This is a genomic window from Clostridium acetobutylicum ATCC 824, assembly GCF_000008765.1.
In the GTDB taxonomy this organism is placed as follows: Bacteria; Bacillota; Clostridia; order Clostridiales; family Clostridiaceae; genus Clostridium_S; species Clostridium_S acetobutylicum.
The window spans coordinates 232901-253477 of sequence record NC_003030.1; the positions used below are offsets into that span (position 1 = coordinate 232901).

Genomic DNA, 20577 nt, shown 5'->3' on the forward strand with positions numbered 1-20577 from the left:
TAAAACATATTTTAATTACATTTACTGTAAATGGTATGTAAAAAATATAGCATATTTGATATAATGAATTGAAGAAATTATTTCTATATTGAAGAAAAGGAAAGTGGTAAAATGAAAAGAAAATTTATTTTAGGAATAATAGCAGTTGCAGTTATTGCTGTGGGTGGATATATGTATACAAACTCTCAAAAGTCAAGTAAGGGTGTTGAGAAGAAGGTGACTTCAGTAAAAGAGAGTCAACCTAAAAAAGCAACTGTAGAAAATAAAAGCAGTAACAGCAGTGCTAATCAAAATACAAATAATAATGTAAATAACAATAATGCTGAAACAGCTTCAAATAAAAATTCTCAGCAAAACGCTAATCAGAGTTCAGCAAATGTAAAGCATGAAAAAAGTCAAGAAGAGATATATATGGGAACTTGGACTATAAAGAAGGTAATAACTTATGGTGCAGCAGGAACATATGGTCAAGACGATATAAATAAAATAATAGGAAAAAAATTGATGTTTTCCGGAGACAGTGCAACTTGCTTTGGTGATGATTTGAGTTATTTGAATAAAACTATTAAAACACCTACGTACCAGAAAACAAGTATGACTAAAAATGATTTTGAAGCAGGATATAAAAAAGTTACTTTTGAAAAATTAGGCTTAAGTGGTGCAACAGTTACTCAGGTTGAAGCTAAGGATTCAAATGGTAATACAGGATGTACATTTTTTATTAAAGATGATAGAACTATGATTTTGTATGGTGGCGGAGTTTTCTTTGAAATGGATAAGCAATAAAAAATTAATAGTTAAGGGTATGCTGTAATTAAAGCATACCCTTTTGTTATGATATAAGAAATTATAATAAATATTAAAAGTGAAAGCAAAGATTCCTATTATTTATAAAAATAATTTAACACAATTAAAAATATTATTAAAATCAAGTTGACCTCTGTTCACAAAACTGTTACAATATAGAAGGTTTTTATTAAAAAATGTAAACCAATGAGGAAAAAATGGAGGGTAATTATGAAAAACATGAAAAAAGGCGTAGTAATGCTATTGATGCTTTTACTAGTTTCGACTATGTTAATGGGATGTAAACCAAAGGTAGGACCAGATGAGTCGGCAAAAATTATAAGTGATTTTATGGTTAAAGGTGATAGGACAAAGATATCTCAAATTATAAAAGATAAGAAAGAATTAGATAAATACGATAAAAAAGAAAAAGATACATTTGTTAAAGAATTAAAGGATTCATCTTCTAGTGGTGATTTACAAATAACAGATGCTCAATGTGATGAAGTGTATGATAGCGTTAGAGCCGCATTAAAGAAGGTAACTGTAACAACAAAAAAAGTATCTGAAGATAAGGATTCTGCAACTGTTACCGTTACAACAACATATGTGGACATGACATCAGTTGTAAAGCAAGCAGTTACTGAATCAGTGAAGGAAGTTATGGCAGAAGGTTTAACAGATGAAACTCAAGCTAAAAATGAGGCTGTAAAAGCTTACATTAAAAATGTAGCAAAGGATATGAAAGAGATAAAACCATCAACTAAAACAGTAAGTAACAATTTTAAATTTAAAGTGCAAAGCAATGTTTGGGTTCCAGAAGATGAAGATGCTTTTGAAACAAAGCTTGGCGAGATGGTTTTAGGAGAATAAAATATTATAATTTAAGCGGAGATTCTTGTGAATTTTCGCTTAAATTTTATTGTTTTAATTAATGTGTGGAGGATAATCATGAAAAACATAAGAAAAAGTGCAGTGATATTAATTATACTATTACTAGTTCCAATAAATCTGATAGGATGTAAGACTAAAATTAAATCTAATACTGACGTTAAAACCAAAACTGATTCTAAACCTAAAGTAAGTGCGGTGGAATCAGCGAAAATTATGGCTGATATTACAGTAAAAGATGATAGAGAAAAGTCTTCTAAGTTTAGTTTTTATGAAAAAATGCTAAGTAATACTTCTGATATGCAAAAGGATGTGTTCCTTTCAGCTATAAAAAAAGGTTTTTCAAATTATGGCGTACAAATTAATGATGATCAATGGAATAATGTATATAACGCTTATAAAGATTCATTGAAAAAGGTAAATATAACAACAAGTAAAGTAACTGAAGATGACAAGAGTGCTATTGTTATGGTTAAAACTACATATATAGACTTTACATCAATTCGTACTCAAGCGGCTTCTGAAGCACAGCAAGAGGTTAAAGCGATGCAACTAACAGACATAAATCAAGCTAAGCAAAAGTATGTTGAGGTATATGCTAATCACTTAATTAGTAACTTTAATTCAGCACAACCATCTACAGATACAAAGAGTAGAGAATTTGAGTTTAACAAGGATAAGGCTTTTAATGAATGGACACCTAAGAATACAACAGATTTTGAAACAGAACTTATTGATATGGCAATCGGAAAGTAAGAAAAAGTATATTATAATAAAAAGCCTGCAGGGAAAAAGTAATTCATGCAGGCTTTTTATATAGCCTTAGTATTCAAGTTCTAAATCTTTCAACATATTAAAGTCGTCATTTACACTTTGTCCATTTGTGGTCAAATAATTTCCTATAAGCATCCCATTTAAGCCAGACAAGAATCCAAGAGGTTGAAGGCTTCTAAGATTTTTTTCTCTTCCTCCAGCATAGCGTATTATTTTATCTGGTAGTATGAAACGAATAATTGCAAATGTTTTAATTATTTCCATTGGAGAAAGTGGTTTTGCATTTTCAAGTTTTGTTCCTTTTACTGGATTTAATATGTTAACAGGTACTGCATCCACATTTAGGTCTCTCAATAAAAGAGCATGTTCGATTCTTTGTTCCATGGTTTCACCAAGACCTACGATCATTCCAGAACAAACTTCCATTTTTGCATTTTTAGCATAGTTTATAGTTTTTATTCTTTCATCATAGCCGTGAGTTGAAACTATATTTTTGTAAAAACTCTTTGCAGTTTCAAGGTTATGGTTGTATCTTTCTACACCAACAGCTGCGAGGCTATTCATTGCTTTCTCAGTAAGAGTACCAAGACAAGCACATAATTTTAGATTTGTGTTTTCCTTCATTTTTTTGAAGGCTTTAAGTATGGTTTGAAAATCTTTTTCATCTCCAGTATAGCCAAGCCCGCTTGTTGCAATATCACAATGCCTTGCTCCATAGGCTTCTCTTTGCTTTGCCATTTCAAGAATCTTGTCTTCATTTAATAGTGGATAGCAGCTAACATTAGCTTTGTGATGAGCAGATTGAGCACAAAAAGCACAATCCTCACTGCAATTTCCTGACTTTGCATTTATAACTGAACATAAATCAACATGATTGCCATTAAATTTTTCTCTTAATTTATTGGCAAAGCTGCACAATAAAAATATATCGCTTCCATTAGATTTTGAAAGCGTTAAAGCTTCATCAGCAGTTATTTTTTCTCCGTTTAAGACCTTTTCACCTATGGAAAGTATATTGTTCCATTGATTCTTCATAAAAAAACATCTCCTAGAAATTAATTATTTAATGAGGTTTTATTTAAGATAGGAAGTATTCTAGAGCCTAAAAGTGCAGTTATTATACATTTTACAATATCACCAGGTATAAACATTAAGACACCTAATTTTATAGAAGCGATTATAGAAACATTTTTTCCTGCAACGTAATTTAAAATTATGTATAGATAGGTTGTACCGATAAAATATACTGCTATAAGTCCTAAAATGCAGGAGAAAAATATAGTTGTAAATTTGGGCTTTCTACTATGAGTTATTTTTCCAATTATAAATGCAGCTAATATGTATCCTATAAGATAGCCAAAAGTAGGTGTAAATATGTAGGATAATCCACCACCTGAAGTAAATACAGGTAGACCAATTAGTCCTAGAGCTACATACAAAATTTGAGAAACAGCGCCTAAAGCTCCACCTAAGAGAACACCTGAGAGGGCAGTAAATAGGAATTGAAGATTAATTGGAACAACGCCAACAGGGATTTTAATAAATGCTCCTATAATTGTCATTGCAGTAAATAATGGTATCAAAACTAAATCTCTTGTTTTAAATTTCATAGCTTCCTCCTAAACAATATTGTAAACCGATAATATAACATCGGTTTACAATTGAATTATAAGATTTTAATAAGACTATGTCAATGCCTTTTTATATGGTAAAATAAATTTATAAGCTAGATATAAAGCAAGTGTATTGCATTGTATATAAAGAAGGTGTTGAAGTTTGGCAGGTGTAAAAATCAGAGTACTAGAAATACTTAAGAAAAACAGTAATGATTTTGTTTCAGGTCAGAGAATAAGTGATGAGCTTGGCATAACTAGAACGGCCATATGGAAAAATATAAAGTCTTTAAAGGATAATGGATATACCATATTATCTCTCACAAATAAAGGATACAAACTTGTTGATTGCCCAGATACTCTAACCTATGAGGAGATAAATGAGGATCTAAAAACAAAGTTTATAGGAAGGAAAATAGTACATTTCGATTCTATTGAGTCTACTAACATAGAAGCTAAAAAGTTAGCAGAGCAGGGAGAGAAAGAAGGAACTATTGTAGTCGCAGAAGAGCAGACACTTGGTAAGGCTCGTATGGGGGAGAAATGGTACTCGCCTAGGGGAGAGGGTATATGGATGTCCATAATACTAAAACCCAAAATTAGTCCAGAGTTTGCAGCGGAAGTTACTAATGCAACAGTAGAGGCAGTGGGGAAAGCTTTGATAAAAATTGAACCCAGCGTTGAAATTAAAAAACCTAATGATATATTTGTAAATGATAAAAAAATGTGTGGAATTTTAACAGAAATAGATGGGGAATTAAACTTATTAAATTATGTTATTGTAGGTATAGGGATTAATGTTAACCAAGAACAATTCCCTGAGAGTATGAAATTAAAGTATACGTCTCTTAGAATATGTAAGAATAAAGTTTTTTTAAGAAAAAAATTATTGTGTGATATATTAAATAATATTGAGCCAATGTATGAAGATTTATTAATGAAAATAAGAAAACCTAGTCATAGGGGGAGTTAATGACTAGGTTTTTCTGTTTTATATAATAATTGGGGATTGATATTAAATATTTCTGCCTACTGCTTACCAACAGTAGGCAGAAATATTTATGTAGTGGTCTTTTATGGGGAATTACTTGGTTTTTAAAACGCTTTTTTCAGCAGGTATAACTATAGAGTTACCAACCGATAAAAGGTTATTGTTTTTAAAACTATTGTGCTGCTGAATGTCTGTTACAACTCCGAGTGTTTTATAAGTCGGCATAAAATGTTCAGCTAAACTCCAAAGGTGATCTCCAGATTTTAATCTATATTTTATATAAACGTAATCGGCATCCTCTGAAACTGTCTTTACAATTTCGTATGATTGTGTAGAATTATCAACATTTTGAACATTTTCACTAGTACTTATAGCAGCTTCATCCTTATTTTTAGAATTATCAATATTAGATAATTGCGCTGTACTAGGTTCTTTATTCGCTTTTTTTTGTAAAGATAGTGAAGCTTGATGTTTTTGAGAACTGTTTTTAGTTTGATCGTAATATACGATGCCACTTCCAACAATAAAAACACATATTAGAAATAATATAAAACGTAACTTGTTTTTACTCACTATTAAACACCTCTTTTCTTATTTATTGGTAATTATTGACTAGAAAAAAATTTTTATACATACTTTTAAAAAAAATATTAAAAGTATATAGTATATAATGAAGCTGAAATAAATTAATGGCTGAATTCGTTTCATTTAAATTAGTGAAAATTAAATATGATTTGGTAGGTGAAAGGATTGGACACTAAATTATTATTAAGAGAATTATGTTTGAAGGATGCACCAAGTGGAGCTGAAAAAGAACTTTATGACGTTGTAAATCGAGAATTTTCGGAATTTGGAAATGTAGAAATCGATGAACTAAATAATATATACATAAATAAACGTGGAAAGGGAGCTGGCAAAATTGCACTTATGGCTCACGGAGATGAGATTTTTCTTATGATAAGTGGTTTTGAAAAAAATGGCTTCTTAAAATTTAAAGCAGTAGGAATAGATCCTAAAGTATTGATTTCTCAGGAAGTTAAAATTCACGGAAAAAGAGAAGTACTTGGAATTATAGGTGTAAAGCCACCGCATTTAATGAATGATAAGGAAAAGGAAGCTGCAATTCCCACAAGTGAGCTTTTAATAGATACAGGTTTTAGTACTGATAAGTTAAAGGAAATCGTAAACATAGGAGATTATGTAACGATTAAAAGGGATTTTTATGAACTTTTAAATAATAATGTGGCTTGTAAGGCAATGGATAATAGAGCTAGCATAACAGCAATGTATGTGTGTGCAAGAGAATTGAATAAAATAGATCACAATGCTGATGTGGTTTTCATATGCTCATGCCAAGAAGAGGTTGGACACAGAGGAGCTAAAATGTCAGCGTATAAGACTAAGCCTGATATATGTATAGCAGTGGATGTTACCTTTGACGGAGGAAAACTTGGAGATCCAGATAGAGAAAATGAAGTAGGAGGAGGTCCGGTTATATGTATAGGTCCTAATATACACGCAAAGGTTAGAAAAAAAGTAATTGGGATTGCAAACAAGTATAATATTCCTTATAAAGTTGAAGTTGAACCTGGAAACACAGGTTGTGATGCATGGGACACTCAGATATCTAGAGATGGGATTCCATCGCTTTTAATATCTGTGCCTGAAAAATATATGCATACCTCTGTTGAGATGGTTAATATAGAAGACATAGAAAATACAGGTAAGCTTATAGCTAAATTTATTGAAGAGCTAAATAACATTGAAATGGAGGAACTTTTATGCTTTTAGATAAACTTTGCAATGCAGCTGGGCCTTCATCCTTTGAAGGAGACGTAAGAGCTATCATAAAAAAAGAAATTAAGGCCTTTGTTGATGAGATAAAGGTAGATAGAATGGGCAATATAATAGCACATAAAAAGGGCAGCGGAAAAAAGATAATGCTGGATGCACATATGGATGAGGTTGGATTTATAATAACATCAATCAATGAAGATGGTACAATAAAATTTGCGTCCATTGGAGGCATTAATGGTAAAATTATACCCTCAAAGGTTGTCTATATAGGTGAAAATAAAATTCCAGGAGTGATAGGAATAAAGCCTATACACCTTCAAAGTGCTGAAGAGAGAAAAGGCAGTGCATCATATGATAATTGCTTTATAGATATTGGGTCAAAATCTAAAGAGGAAACAAAAAAATATGTGTCATTAGGAGATTATGCTGTATTTTCAACTGAATATGGTGAATTTGGTGAAGGTTTTATTAAAGCAAAAGCGCTTGATGATAGAGTTGGCTGCGCTGTTTTAATAGAGCTTTTAAAGGAAAATTATGAGTGTGATTTATATGCAGTATTTAATGTTCAGGAAGAAGTAGGAGAAAGAGGTGCATATGTATCAGCATTTCAGGTTAGACCTGATATTGGAATTGCCCTTGAGGGGACAGTATGTGCGGATATGCCTAATGTACCTGAATATTTAAGAGCCACAGAACTCGGAAAAGGGCCTGCTATTTCTATTATGGATAAAAGCAGCATATATAATGAAGAGATAACATTAGAGTTGATAAAAATAGCTAAAGAAAACAATTTGGCACATCAGATGAGAAAATCAACATCTGGTGGAAATGATGCAGGTGCTATTGCGTCAACTGGAGAAGGAGCTAAGGTAGCGGCAGTTTCTGTACCATGCAGATATATACATTCCTCTGTTTCAGTTGCGAGTTTAAAAGACATTGAAAATACTATAGAGTTATTAAAGAAATATTTATTGAGCTTTAAAGGGGGAAAATAATATGGATATGTTGCTAAAAAAAATTCTTGGTACCTTTGGAGTTAGTGGAAGAGAAAAAGAAATATCGGAAGTTATAAAAGAGGAATTAAATAAATATCCCTGCGAAGTTAGAGAAGATAAACTAGGGAATATTATAGTAAAGCTTGGGTCTGGAAGAGAAAAAATAATGTTAAGTACGAACATGGATAAGAAGGGGGTAATTACTTATCATATAGAAGAAGACGGTAAAGTTAGAATTGATGCCATAGGAGATATTAAGGCAGATGATATCATAGGTAAAACTGTTGTTTTTAGAAGTGGAATAGAAGGAAAAATAGAGTCTGAGAAGAAAGAAAATAATGAATTTAGAGATATTTATGTCAATGTAAATATGGGTAAAAGAGAAGCCGTATTAAAATATATAAGTGAGGGAGAGGCTGCTGAATTTGGTGGTAATACCTTTGCAGATAAAGAAAATGTAGTTGGCCCATATTTGAGTAATAGAGCAGGATGCTATGCTTTTCTTAAGGTGATTAAGGAGATTAAAAGCATAGACAAAGAAGTGTATTTTGTATTTTCTACTCAGGGAAATTTAAATGGTAGGGGAGCTAGAGCGGCTGCTTTTGAAATAGAACCAGATATGTGTATTTCAGTAAATACAGAAAAAGAAGGAGAAGTAAAGCTTTCTGAAGGCCCTATACTTGTTCTTATGGAGAAGGGACTTATAACTAATTATCATGTAAAAGAACAGATTATTAGTAGTGCTGAAAAAGCTCAGATAAAACTTCAAAGATGTGTTTCTAGTGAAAGTAGTGATGGAAGCGTGGTACATAAGGAGGTAGGCGGAATAAAAACAGGCACCATAGCGCTTCCTTGCAAAAATAAAAATGAAACAAATGAGACTATAAGTTTAAATGATGTGGATGATTTAGTTAAGTTACTACAATACATTGTAAAGAAGTAAAGTTGAGTGTAAAATTACATTAGGGGCAAGAAAGCCTACAAAAAGGAAATTTAATTAATAGATTTCCTGAGTTAGGCTTTCTTAGTTTTATAAAATAAAAGGGGTGGCGTAATTGAAAAAAGCAGCAGTACTTGGACCTAAGGGGACTTTTAGCGAATTTGCAGTTAAAGAGTATAAAAATAAAATTGATAATAATATTGAGATGATATTTTGTTCAACAATATCAAAAGTAGTTAAGGCTGCAGAAGAGGAGTGTGACATAGCTATAATACCTATTGAAAATACTTTAGATGGTTTTGTACAAGTTACACTTGATTTGTTAAGTAAAACTAATCTTAATATAATTTATGAGCTTGTTTTGCCAATACAATTCGCTTTTGCAGCTAATAGCAAAATGGAAGAAGTTCAGAGGGTCTATGCTCAATTTAAAACTCAAGGTCAATGTTGTGAATTTTTAGAGAAACACGATGAGTTTAAAATAATTACAACAGAGAGCAATGGACAATCCCTAAAAAAACTAAAAGAAGGTGTATTAGGTGAAGGGGCTATAGTTCCTGCATATGCTGTTAAAGGAACTAACAAATTTAAATGCAATATTAATAATGTCACTGACTCAGAGGGAAATGAGACAAGATTCATAGTACTATCAAAAGAAAAAGTTCAGTATGAAGGTAAGGGTTATTATAAAACAGGCATAATAATTTCAGATGCGAATGCAGACAAGCCAGGAACATTGTGGAGGGTACTAAATGAATTTTCAGTAAGAGATATAAATCTTACATCAATAATATCTAGGCCAACTAAAAAAGGACTTGGACAATATTATTTTTTCATTGAGGTTGATGGATGCTATTTCAAGGACAATAGATTAAATGAAGCTGTAGAGGCGATAAAACATCATAGTGTTGTAAAAGTAGTAGGTACTTATTATAAAATATAAAAAATTATTTTGCCTTAAAGGAATACAACTATCTCTTCTTTTAAGGCATTTTTAATTATTATAATCTATGTTTTATCTTTTAATACTGAAAATATAATGCTTAAAGCCAAAATCACGAATATTATTAGTAGAGATAAAATTATAGGTATCTCTATATGGAAGAATAAAATTCCAAGTTTAATTCCAGTGAAAATAAGTATAAAGGCTACACCAAATTTAACATACTGAAACTTATTGTGTATTCTTTCTAAAAGAAAGTACATAGAACGAAGACCCAAGATAGCAAATATATTTGAAGTATAAACTATAAAGGGATTTGTAGTGATAGAAAAAATTGCAGGTATGGAATCCACAGCAAATAGCAGATCAGAACCTTCAATTAAAACTAGTATTGGAAGTAGGGGAGTTGCAAAAAGAACTCCATTTCTTTTTAATAAAAACTTATCTCCATCGCTTTCATTTGTTATAGGAATAAACTTAGAAACTAATTTAAAAAAGAAGCTATTTTGGTAATTGTTATTTGAGTGCTCTTTATCTAGTAGCATTTTTATACCACTTACTATGAGAAGGATGCCAAAAAAATAAAGTATCCAATGGAATTTATCCACTACAGCAACACCGAGAAGTATAAATACCAAACGAAGCAGCATGGCTCCAAATATTCCATAGCTTAAAATTCTTTTTTGCTGAAAGTCTGTTAGAGAGAAACTTTCGAATATTATCAAGAATAGAAAAAGATTATCTAGACTTAAACTTAGCTCAATAACATAACCGCCTAAAAACTCTAAAGCACTTTGTTTTCCTGTGAAGAAATATACACCAAGGTTAAAAGCCAAAGCAACTAGTATCCATAGTATAACGTGTTTTAAAGCTTTTTTTGTATCTATAATATTCAGCCTTCTTTCTTATTCATAGTTTACAAGGGATTAATTCAAAATAGTGTGATTATTGAGTTATTATAATTGATAACTGGATAAAAAAATAGTAAAATTGAAGCAAGAGTATGAGCTTAAAGTGTTTTCTTAAGCACAGATTTTAATTTTATCCAATCTTCTTCATACATTTTTCTAAACTCGTCGTTTTGATTATAAGTCAATGAGGACGGATGATACATAGGGAAAATTGTACAGCTAAAATCATCACTGTGAACGGGAGTTCCATGACATTCGCCTATGGCTTTAAAGTTTGTTAACCTTTTAAGAGGAACATTTCCTAAAGTTATTATTATCTTTGGTTTTACAATTGAGATTTCTTCATCTAAGATTTCTCTAAATAAATTTATTTCAGATGTTTTAGGCGGTCTATTACTTATAGTAGTCTTACCATTCTTTGAAGTTTTTATTTTTATAGGTCTAAAAAAACATGTATTTGTTATTCTTACATTACTTCTTTCTACGCCTATAGAGTTAAGGTACTTTTCAAAGTTTTTGCCCGCTACACCAACAAAGGGTTTTCCGCTTTCAACCTCGGATTTACCAGGGGCTTCTCCAACAAACATTATGTCACAAGGTATAGGACCATCTCCTGTTATAAAGCCACCAGTAGCCTCTTCTTTATAATTATTTGCTATAGTTTCTATTTTGTTTTTTAGAAATTGTAAATTATTCATATAAGGTGCTCCTAACTAAAGTTAAATTTTAATGTTGCATAAATTAAGATTCTTATATATTGTACCAAATAATAGAGTGAAAAATAACGTATAAATCTAAAATTGATTAGGAAGGTGAAGTAAAATGAAAAAAATGGTATTGATATCATTAGCAGCAGCATCATTAATAACACTCTCAGCGTGTACAGCTAAGAGTAACAATTCAAGCACGAGTAGTAGTAATTCAGCTTCAAATAAGACTAAAGCAAGTAGTAAAAATACATCTTCATCTAGTGGTAATAGTAAACTAAAATCTGAAGGGACAAGTACAAATACAAATACAACTTCAAACGGTGATTATGTCATAAGTGATGTAAGTAGTTGGAATCATCCTGTTAAGAATATTTTTGGAAGAGAAGCTATTAAAATAAATAAAGTTGTTTTACAGAATAACAAGACCTATCCTGTATTCTATGTAACTTTAAGTAAAGAATTGAATGCAGAAAACAAGGCTTACTATACAAAACTTATGAAGGAAATTGCCTTGGCTAATGGATATTGGGATTATGAAGTAATAGATAGTAGTAAGGGAGCAGATATAAAAGTTAAATGTAAAAATAAAAATGCTATTGAATCTATAACTTACAACAAGGATAGCAACTATTTTACAGTCAGCAGTGCACAAGTGCTCTCAAAGGAACAGGAACTTGTAAATTATCTTACTAGCAATGTAAGTGAAGTGAAAAGTTTTGTGGATGTACACGCTAATAACACAACGTCTAAAGCATCCATATATGTTGAAAGGTATCCTGATGAGACCTCAACTAATACATACGAAAAAAGCTATTACATAATTTATGTGGGTGAGGCTTTTTCAGATCATACAGTTAATACCTATAGGTTTGCTATAAATAAAGATACAAATGAAATATTATATTATGATACAGCAAATGACAAATATGAAACTTTAGCAGAGTGGAGAAGTAGTAAAAAATAATAGAGATTAAGGGGGCACTGTAAATTTAAGTAAGCTCCCTTTTTCACATAGTAAACTAGTCTTATAAAACATATAACTTATGTATAAAATAATTCATATTAGAATTTTAATAGGAGTGATTTTTATGAAAGTACCAATCATAATGACACCAGGACCTACAAGCGTAAGAGAAAATGTTAGATTAAGTAGGGCTGAGAAAACAACAAATCCAGACTTAGATATGGATTTTTATGATTTTTACAAAAAAACTACAGAAAAAATAGGTAAATTCTTAAAAACGAAAAATGAAGTTAGAATTCTATCAGGAGAAGGTATATTAGGACTTGAAGCTGCTTGTGCATCTCTGACTGAAAAAGGTGATAGAGTTTTAGTTATAGAAAATGGTATATTTGGAGAAGGCTTTGCGGATTTTGTAAAGATGTATGGAGGAGAACCGTTTTTCTTCAGAGGGAATAAAAAGTGCAGCATAAATATAGAAGAATTGGAGAGGTTTCTAGATAGTGACAGTGAGTTCAAATATGCTACTGTTGTCCACTGTGATACACCTTCTGGAATGTTAAATAATGTAGGTGCAATATGCAAGCTTCTTAAGAAAAAAGGAATAATGACAGTTGTGGACAGTGTATCTGCTATGGGAGGAGAAGAATTAAAGGTTGATGAATGGGATATAGATATAGTTATTGGAGGTTCTCAAAAATGTATATCTGCGCCCCCAGGACTTACAATTGTAAGTATAAGCGACGATGCTTTTAGTGCTATGAAAAATAGGAAGACTCCAATAGCATCCTTTTATTGCAATTTACTTGTATGGGAAGATTATTATAATAAAAAATGGTTTCCATATACTCCCCCAATAAGTGACATAGTTGCGCTTAGAAAAGCCGTTGAAAATATTCTAGAAGAAAAGGATATAATAGCTAGACATGATAAGATTGCATCTGCTACTAGAGCGGCAGTTGTACTTGGAGGATTAGAAATATATATAGAGGATGGTTTTTCAAATACAGTTACAGTAATCAAGGTTCCTCATGGAATGAATGATGATAAAATATTGAGCTATATGAAAGAAAATTATAATGTGATGATAGCTGGGGCTTTTGATTATCTTAAGGGTAAGGTATTAAGGATAGGACACATGGGTGAAAATGCTTATGTAGATAAAGTGAGTTATACTTTGTTTGCGCTTCAGAGAACCTTAGAGCATTATGGATTTGAGTTTAAACGTGATATGGTTAAGGTATTTTTAGAAAAAGTGTGAGGTAAATCGATACTAAAGCGACACAATGGATTATATAATTCTATTTTGTCGTTTTTAATTTATACAAAATATGAGATAATAGTTTGTATAAATGCAAGGTTAATTATAATCTAAAAGGTGGTGCACATATGAAATTAATTTCGTGGAATGTAAATGGCTTAAGAGCTTGTATAACAAAAGGTTTCTTAGATTACTTTAAAGAAGTGGATGCAGATGTATTTTGTCTTCAAGAAACTAAAATTCAAGAAGGGCAAGTTGAGCTAGAGCTGCCTGGATATTATGATTTTTGGAATTATGCTGAGAAAAAAGGGTACTCCGGTACTGCTATATTCACTAAGAAAAAGCCTATAAGCTATAGTTATGGAATAAATGAAGAGAAACACGATAAGGAAGGAAGAGTTATAACACTTGAATTTGAGGATTTCTATATGGTTACTGTTTACACTCCAAATTCTAAAGAAAAGTTAGCAAGACTGGAATATAGAATGGAGTGGGAGGATAGTTTTAGAAATTACCTCAAAGCATTGGACGAAAAGAAACCAGTTATTGTTTGTGGTGATATGAATGTTGCTCATACAGAAATAGATCTTAAGAATCCAAAAACAAATACAAAAAATGCCGGTTTTAGTCCAGAGGAAAGGAGTAAATTCACAGAGCTTTTAGAAGCTGGATTTATAGACACATATAGATACTTTTATCCAGATAAAGAAGGGATTTATTCTTGGTGGTCATATAGATTTAAAGCTAGAGAAAAGAATGCCGGATGGCGTATAGATTATTTTTGTACTTCAGAAAGATTGAAAGATAAGCTTGTAAGTGCTGATATTCATACTGAGGTTATGGGATCAGACCATTGTCCTGTTGAGCTTGTTATAAAATAGACTTTTTTAGTATAGAGATGATAAGGTGTTTGATCCAAAGTAGATTAAACACCTTATTTTAATTATAATTTATATTTTTTAGTTAACGCTAAAAGTCTTTCAACTTAATAGCTTAACGTCAACAATTGACATAAAGATAAGGACTAATAAAACTATATATGTTAATAATAAGAATATTATTATTGAGGATACATAGAGGTCCTTATAGAAAATATCTTGATTTGCTCAACCATTTAATGGGTATTTATTATAAATAGTAGAGGTAATAAACATTACAACGGTATGTATAATAACCAAAATTATAAAAGAGTTAGCAATTCTAAAATTTTTAAGTTAACCCCTCCTAAAAAATAGATTGTAAATTATTATCGCCATTTATAAATTTGAAACATGTTCCATGGAGTTTTGGGTAAAAAAAATTAAGTTTTACTATGCATGGGCTATATGAGATAATAAAGAATATAAAACAAAAAAGGAGAATAAAAAATGGATTTTACTTTAATAGCAACATCTACATTTGGATTGGAATCCGTGGTTGCAAAGGAACTTAAAGAGCTTGGATATGATGATTTAAAGATAGAAAACGGAAGAGTCACATTTGAAGGTGACGAAATGGATATAGTAACTTGTAACTTGTGGCTTAGGACAGCTGATAGAATTCTTATAAAAATGGCGGAATTTAATGCTGAAAGTTTTGAAGAGTTGTTTCAAGGAACTCTAAAAGTAGAGTGGGAAAATATAATGCCTCAGGATGCTTATATGCATGTTACAGGAAAATCTATAAAATCAAAGCTTCATAGTGTTCCAGATTGCCAAGGAATAGTAAAGAAGGCTGTTGTTGAAGCTATGAAGAGAAAATACAATCTTGAAAGATTTACGGAATATGGTGCAGAATATAAGATAGAAGTTGGGATACTTAAGGATGTAGTCACATTAACTCTTGATACTTCTGGAGAAGGGCTTCATAAAAGAGGCTACAGAGAAAATTCAGGTGGAGCGCCTATAAAAGAAACCTTGGCAGCAGCAATGGTGCTTTTAAGTGATTGGAACCCTGATATAGAACTTGCGGACCCTATGTGTGGTTCAGGAACTATAGCTATAGAAGCTGCATTAATAGGGAAAAATATTGCACCAGGACTTAAAAGAAGATTTGTATCTGAAGAGTGGGATATAATACCTAAGGATTTGTGGAGTGATTTAAGAAAGCACGCAAGAAATTCAATAAATGATAAGGAATTTAACATACTTTGTTCAGATATAGATGGTTGGGTAATAAAAACAGCAAGAGCTAATGCAAAAAAAGCTGGAGTAGATAAGTATATATCTTTTCAAAAGCTGCCTATGCAAGATTTTTCATCAAAGAGAAAAGGTGGTTTTATAATAACTAATCCACCATATGGGGAAAGGCTTGGAGAAGTAAAAGAGGTAGAGAAGCTTTATAAGGATATGGGAAGAGTATTTAAAGCTCTTGATAAGTGGTCATATTTTATAATTACAGCACATGAGAAATTCGAAGATTGTTTCGGGAGAAAAAGCAATAAAAATAGAAAATTATATAATGGTAAGCTCAAGTGTTACTATTATCAATATTTTGGTGATAGAAAGTAAAAAGGGGTGGTGCCTCTATGTATAGGATAATGATTATAGAGGATGAAGAAAAAATAAGAAATATCATAAAAAAATCATTGGAAAAATGGTCTTTTGAAGCCCATGCAGTAGAAGATTTTAACGATATATTTGAGCAATTTGTAAAGGTAAAGCCTAATCTTGTTTTAATGGATATAAATCTTCCTGTTTGCGATGGATTTTATTGGTGCAGCAAGATAAGAAATATATCAAAAGTTCCAGTGATATTTTTATCATCAAGAAGCTCTAATATGGATGTAGTTATGGCAGTTAATATGGGTGGAGATGATTACATAACAAAGCCCTTTTCTATTGAAATTTTAATGGCAAAAATAAATGCTATTTTGAGAAGAACTTATTCCTATAGTGAAACGGAAATGGATACTATTGAGTTTAAGGATGTTATAATTTCATTGAAGAACAATACAGTATACTATAATGAAAACAGTATAGAGCTTACAAAAAATGAATTTAAAATTATTTATGTGCTTATGAAAAATCATGACAGTATAGTAAGTAGGGAAAAAATAATGCAGGAACTTTGGCAAGATGAAAGTTTTATAGATGATAATACGCTTACAGTAAATATAAATAGATTAAGAAAAAAGCTTAAGGAAATAGGAGTAGATTTCATTAAAACAATAAAAGGACAGGGTTACGTTATAAAATGAGTTTTATAAGATATCTAAAGGATAACTTCAGATTTATATTACTATATGTGCTTTTGGGTGCATTTGTTTCTGCATTTACATACTTAGACGAAAAAAATAGAATGCTTTCTTCTAATATAGGATATATGATTTTTGTAATGTTTTTTATACTTTTAATTTTTTTATGTGTTGATTATAGTATAAAGAATAAACATATAAAAAAGCTCATTGCAAATGGTGAAATAAAGGACAAAACACCAATTTTGCCAGAACCGTTGGAATACAAAGACGAAGTGTATATATCCATAATAGAGGATTTATATAAGGATTATAATGAAAGAATAGTAAGTCTTGAAAAAGAATTTGAAGATAATAATGAGTTTATGACAGCATGGATTCATGAAATAAAAACACCTATTGCAACTGCAAAGCTTTTGCTTGAAAGTGGGGAAATTGATAGTCAATTATTTATGGAAGAGATAGAAAAAATAGATGACTATGTTGAAAAGGTACTCTATTATTCTAGAAGTGATAATTTTTCAAAGGATTATATTATTTCAGAAGTAAACATAAGTAAACTAATAAAAGAATGTATAAAAAGCCATTCTAAGATATTTATAAAAAAACATATAAAATTAAAACTTGAAATAGACGAAAGATTTAATGTAGAGACGGACAAGAAGTGGTTTTTATTTATACTAAATCAGATTATTTCAAATGCCCTCAAATATACTAATGATATGGGAAATATAATAATAAAGGCTTTTGAGGATGACAATGAAAAGGTAGTTATTATAGAAGATAATGGTATAGGTATAAAGAAGGAAGATTTAGATAGGATATTCAGTAAATCTTTTACAGGATACAATGGAAGAAAAGAAAATTCTAAAGCTACAGGGATGGGACTATATTTGTCTAATAAACTTGCTGAAAAATTAGGACATAATATAACTATAGAATCTAAGTATAATGAAGGAACAAAGCTTTACATACACTTCCCTAAATGGTGTGATTATTATGATGTTACAAAAATGTAAGGTTAAAAAGCAAAATGTAAGCCAGAAAAATGGCTGTACATTTTGCTTTTTTATATAATTTACATATAGGAAACGAATATTACTTATAACGGAGGTAGAAGAATGGAAGTCCTAAGAATAGAAAATTTAAGAAAGGTATATGGATCTAAGTTTGGGGGAGTTAAGTATACAGCACTTAAGGATATAAATCTAAAAGTAAATAAGGGAGAATTTGTTGGAATAATGGGACCGTCGGGATCAGGTAAAACTACATTTTTAAATGTAATATCTACCATAGACAAACCTACAGCAGGAAATGTTATTATTGACGGCAAGGATATAGTAAAGCTTAGAGAGCCCGGGTTATCGAAATTTAGAAGAGAAAAACTCGGATTTATATTTCAGGATTTTAACCTTCTTGATAACATGACAATTAAGGAAAATATAGTTTTACCTTTAGCATTAGCTAAAACACCATATAACGTGATACAAAAAAGACTAGAAGATATAAGCAAAAAACTAGGTATAAATGAAATACTTAATAAGCATACCTATGAAGTATCGGGAGGTCAAAAGCAAAGGGCAGCAGCGGCAAGAGCCATTATAACAGAACCGTCACTTATTTTAGCAGATGAACCTACAGGCGCTCTTGATTCTAAATCATCTAAAGAACTTTTAAATTCTTTAGGATATTTAAATGAAAAGAATGAAGCTACAATTTTAATGGTAACGCATGATGCCTTTGCAGCATCTTATTGCAAGAGAGTGATATTCATCAAGGATGGAAAATTATTCAATGAGATATATAAAGGTGATAGAGATAGAAAAGGTTTTTATGAAAGCATATTGAAAGTACTCTCAGTTATTGGAGGGGAAGCAAATGACATTATGTAAGATGGCATTAAGAAATGTAAAAAGCAACTTCAGGAACTTTTGGGCGTACTTTCTAAGCACATCCTTTAGTGTTTTTGTAATATATATATTTATAGCTATAGCCTATAACAAAAATGTTCAAGACAGCTTAGGTACTATGAAGTCTGTAAAAATTATATTTAATATGGGAACTGTTTTGATAATAATATTTTCTACATTTTTTATTTGGTACTCAAACTCATTTTTGACGAAAGCGAGAAAAAAAGAATTTGCAACGTATATGCTCCTTGGAATGTCAAAAGAGCAAGTAGCTTGGCTTAATTTTATTGAAAATTTTATTATAATGATAGTAGCTTTTTTAACCGGAATTATTTTTGGAGTTGTATTTAATAAGGTGTTTGTAATGCTTCTGTTTGCACTTATGAGAACTGCGGGTAGAGCAGTATTTCAATTTAGTTTTAAAGCCTTTGAGATATCATCTATAGTATTTTTAGTGATATTTTTAATAATAAGCTTACAAAGTTATCTTATTATATGTAAGAGTAAATTGATAGATATGTTTAATGCAGCCAAGAAAATAGAAAAAGGTTTGAAAATATCTTTTATAACTTTAGTAATGAGTATTATTGCAGTCATTTGTATAGGCTACGGATACTACATTGCAATCAAAAAACTAGGGTATAAAATATCTTTAGCACCAGAAGCTGTACTTCTTATTTCAGTTGGAACGATTTTATTTTTTTCGGCTATAATTGCAGTTGCTATAGATTTAATGAAAAAGAATCATAGATACATTTTTAAAGGTCCAAGACTTATAACAGTGTCTCAAATACATCAAAGGTATAGAGGAAATGTAGGAAGCTTAAGTGTAATAACAATAACAACTACAATTGCATTATGCGCACTTTTATTTTGCTTTGGTGGATTTTCTAAAGCCATAGAAAATGCTAGAAATTTAAGTCCTCTATCAGTAGAATATATTAACGGAAATTCAAATGTAGACAATGCTTTTAACAATATAGTAGAAAAACATAAAGAAGTGAATATTGATCACAAAGTTAATATGAAGTTCATTGTTGTAAGTGCAAGGCTACCATTTTATAATCAGGATTCCAACACGTTTGTAATAAATCAAAGTGAGTTCAATAAAATTAGAAGCTATGAGAATTTTGATGGAAAAGTGAATTTAAAAGACAATGAGTGTTTTTATTATCAAATTCAAGTATTCAATGGAAATCCTAAAGATGTAATTGATAAAAAGGCAAAATTCAAATTTGGAAGTATGGACTATAGTTTAAGAGTAAAGGATACTGATGATAAATGTTTTATATCATTAGATCATTCTAAAAATACTATTGTTGTAAGCGATAAGGTTTATAATAGAATGAAAAAGGAAGGCAATAATGAGAGTTTCTTTAATATCACAGGATACAAACTAAAAAATGATTTTAAGGCAGATAAGTTTGTAGATGAGCTTCAAGAGAAAATGCCTAAAGAAAACAGTTTAACTACATTTTATGAGCACTATACCAGTGGTATGAAGTTAATGGGCATAATGGGCTTTATAGGATTATTCATAGGGATACTTTTTATAATGGCAACAGGAAGTATAATATACTTCAAGATGTATATGGAATCAAGGGAAGATAGGAAAAACTTTATAACATTAAGAAAGGTTGGAGTAAGTAATAATGAAATAACAAAGTCAATAGCAAAAGAACTTTTAGTTTTGTTTGGGGCACCGTTTGCATTAGCAACTTTAAATTGTTATGCAGCATCATTTTCTATAAGCAAAATACTTGATCTTAAAATAATAAAAACATATATAGTCATTGAGTTGGCATATTTATTAATTTATAGTATATACTATTTCTTAACATTAAAAACTTATATAAGAAATATAAAAGAATAAGAAAATATCAATATAAATGTTATATCTTAGAATTTAATATTAGAAC

Annotated in this window: 21 protein-coding genes; 16 read left to right on the forward strand and 5 right to left on the reverse strand. The window is 30.6% G+C overall.

What is annotated here, in order from left to right; translation table 11 throughout:
- Positions 1-111: 111 nt before the first annotated feature.
- From CA_RS01165 to CA_RS01175, 3 genes are all read left to right on the forward strand, one after another.
- Positions 112-786, forward strand: a complete 675-nt coding sequence (locus CA_RS01165; protein ID WP_010963531.1) for a hypothetical protein — start codon at positions 112-114, stop codon at positions 784-786.
- Between the two features lie 231 nt (positions 787-1017).
- Entirely contained in the window at positions 1018-1659 is a 642-nt protein-coding gene (locus CA_RS01170; protein WP_010963532.1) for a DUF5105 domain-containing protein, read from the forward strand.
- Positions 1660-1737: 78 nt separating this feature from the next.
- Complete coding sequence (locus CA_RS01175) at positions 1738-2433, forward strand: hypothetical protein (protein ID WP_010963533.1); 696 nt, start codon at positions 1738-1740, stop codon at positions 2431-2433.
- A 66-nt stretch (positions 2434-2499) separates the two neighbouring features.
- Here CA_RS01175 and bioB read toward each other — a convergent pair whose 3' ends face one another.
- On the reverse strand, positions 2500-3486 hold the full coding sequence (bioB, locus tag CA_RS01180; RefSeq protein WP_010963534.1) for a biotin synthase BioB: 987 nt from the start codon (positions 3484-3486) through the stop codon (positions 2500-2502).
- 20 nt (positions 3487-3506) lie between these two features.
- Positions 3507-4061 carry a biotin transporter BioY gene (locus tag CA_RS01185; RefSeq protein WP_010963535.1) on the reverse strand — a complete coding sequence of 185 codons (555 nt, stop codon included), beginning with the start codon at positions 4059-4061 and terminating at the stop codon, positions 3507-3509.
- Between the two features lie 166 nt (positions 4062-4227).
- Here CA_RS01185 and CA_RS01190 point away from each other — a divergent pair, with 166 nt between their 5' ends.
- Positions 4228-5037, forward strand: a complete 810-nt coding sequence (locus tag CA_RS01190) for a biotin--[acetyl-CoA-carboxylase] ligase (RefSeq protein ID WP_010963536.1) — start codon at positions 4228-4230, stop codon at positions 5035-5037.
- Between the two features lie 111 nt (positions 5038-5148).
- Here CA_RS01190 and CA_RS01195 read toward each other — a convergent pair whose 3' ends face one another.
- Positions 5149-5628, reverse strand: a complete 480-nt coding sequence (locus tag CA_RS01195; protein ID WP_010963537.1) for a LysM peptidoglycan-binding domain-containing protein — start codon at positions 5626-5628, stop codon at positions 5149-5151.
- A gap of 177 nt (positions 5629-5805) precedes the next feature.
- On the opposite strand from CA_RS01195, the gene CA_RS01200 reads away from it, so the two are divergent.
- From CA_RS01200 to CA_RS01215, 4 genes are all read left to right on the forward strand, one after another.
- Positions 5806-6846: a M42 family metallopeptidase gene (locus tag CA_RS01200; protein ID WP_010963538.1), complete on the forward strand. Its 1041-nt coding sequence runs from the start codon at positions 5806-5808 to the stop codon at positions 6844-6846.
- On the forward strand, positions 6837-7847 hold the full coding sequence (locus CA_RS01205; protein ID WP_010963539.1) for a M42 family metallopeptidase: 1011 nt from the start codon (positions 6837-6839) through the stop codon (positions 7845-7847). Before CA_RS01200 ends, CA_RS01205 begins: the two co-directional genes overlap by 10 nt.
- A gap of 1 nt (position 7848) precedes the next feature.
- Positions 7849-8790, forward strand: coding sequence for a M42 family metallopeptidase (locus CA_RS01210; protein ID WP_010963540.1), 942 nt, complete (start codon positions 7849-7851; stop codon positions 8788-8790).
- Positions 8791-8902: 112 nt separating this feature from the next.
- On the forward strand, positions 8903-9730 hold the full coding sequence (locus CA_RS01215) for a prephenate dehydratase (protein ID WP_010963541.1): 828 nt from the start codon (positions 8903-8905) through the stop codon (positions 9728-9730).
- Between the two features lie 65 nt (positions 9731-9795).
- Here the strand turns inward: CA_RS01215 and CA_RS01220 are convergent, their stop codons facing one another.
- Positions 9796-10626: a TerC/Alx family metal homeostasis membrane protein gene (locus CA_RS01220; protein WP_013913508.1), complete on the reverse strand. Its 831-nt coding sequence runs from the start codon at positions 10624-10626 to the stop codon at positions 9796-9798.
- Between the two features lie 113 nt (positions 10627-10739).
- Positions 10740-11339: a uracil-DNA glycosylase gene (locus CA_RS01225; protein WP_010963542.1), complete on the reverse strand. Its 600-nt coding sequence runs from the start codon at positions 11337-11339 to the stop codon at positions 10740-10742.
- 124 nt (positions 11340-11463) lie between these two features.
- Here CA_RS01225 and CA_RS01230 point away from each other — a divergent pair, with 124 nt between their 5' ends.
- From CA_RS01230 to CA_RS01265, 8 genes are all read left to right on the forward strand, one after another.
- A complete protein-coding gene (locus CA_RS01230; RefSeq protein WP_010963543.1) occupies positions 11464-12315 on the forward strand; it encodes a hypothetical protein in 852 nt (283 codons plus the stop codon).
- A gap of 124 nt (positions 12316-12439) precedes the next feature.
- Positions 12440-13573 (forward strand): pyridoxal-phosphate-dependent aminotransferase family protein, encoded by a 1134-nt coding sequence (locus CA_RS01235; protein ID WP_010963544.1) that lies wholly within the window; start codon positions 12440-12442, stop codon positions 13571-13573.
- Positions 13574-13701: 128 nt separating this feature from the next.
- Complete coding sequence (locus tag CA_RS01240) at positions 13702-14454, forward strand: exodeoxyribonuclease III (protein ID WP_010963545.1); 753 nt, start codon at positions 13702-13704, stop codon at positions 14452-14454.
- A 486-nt stretch (positions 14455-14940) separates the two neighbouring features.
- The gene (locus CA_RS01245) at positions 14941-16062 is read left to right on the forward strand and encodes a THUMP domain-containing class I SAM-dependent RNA methyltransferase (RefSeq protein WP_010963546.1); all 1122 of its coding nucleotides are present in this window, start codon (positions 14941-14943) and stop codon (positions 16060-16062) included.
- 17 nt (positions 16063-16079) lie between these two features.
- Positions 16080-16751, forward strand: a complete 672-nt coding sequence (locus tag CA_RS01250) for a response regulator transcription factor (RefSeq protein ID WP_010963547.1) — start codon at positions 16080-16082, stop codon at positions 16749-16751.
- Positions 16748-17767, forward strand: coding sequence for a sensor histidine kinase (locus CA_RS01255; protein ID WP_010963548.1), 1020 nt, complete (start codon positions 16748-16750; stop codon positions 17765-17767). The genes CA_RS01250 and CA_RS01255 overlap by 4 nt, the downstream gene beginning before the upstream one ends.
- Positions 17768-17869: 102 nt before the next feature.
- On the forward strand, positions 17870-18640 hold the full coding sequence (locus tag CA_RS01260) for an ABC transporter ATP-binding protein (RefSeq protein WP_010963549.1): 771 nt from the start codon (positions 17870-17872) through the stop codon (positions 18638-18640).
- Positions 18627-20531, forward strand: coding sequence for an FtsX-like permease family protein (locus CA_RS01265; RefSeq protein ID WP_010963550.1), 1905 nt, complete (start codon positions 18627-18629; stop codon positions 20529-20531). The genes CA_RS01260 and CA_RS01265 overlap by 14 nt, the downstream gene beginning before the upstream one ends.
- Positions 20532-20577: the final 46 nt, after the last annotated feature.